Annotated in this window: 1 pseudogene; it reads right to left on the reverse strand. The window is 55.6% G+C overall.

Annotated features, from left to right (window positions below):
- Positions 1 to 104: 104 nt before the first annotated feature.
- Positions 105 to 403: pseudogene (locus EN780_RS38190) on the reverse strand (transposase domain-containing protein); the annotation flags it as partial.

Consider the following 403-nt stretch of genomic DNA (forward strand, 5'->3'; position numbering starts at 1 on the left):
GTTGCTAACATGCCATGAAGAGATCGTAAGCGCTATTTTCCTCGCACATTGACGCCAGCGCTTTCGACGGATGGCTTTCGAATTGGGAACGGTATCTGGTCTGATCAGGCTGCTGTTGATTTGGCGAAGTTGAAGGGCAGCAGATCGTAGATATCAGCGTCCTCGTTGCGTTGAGGCATTCGTGAGGACGTGGCGCAGCCACGCTAACGGCTCGACGCCACAGGCGCGGCAGGTCAACATCAGGCTGTAGATGACGGCGCTGGCCCTGCCTCGGTCGACGGTATCGCTGAACAGCCAACTTTTCCGGCCAGCGGCAAAGATTCTGATGTCACGCTCGAGAAGATTATTGTCGAACGGCATGCTGCCGTCCTCGATGTAACGAGTCAGATACCCCCATTGGTTC

It is taken from the genome of Mesorhizobium sp. M4B.F.Ca.ET.089.01.1.1 (genome assembly GCF_004022605.1).
GTDB classification, from domain to species: domain Bacteria; phylum Pseudomonadota; class Alphaproteobacteria; order Rhizobiales; family Rhizobiaceae; genus Mesorhizobium; species Mesorhizobium abyssinicae.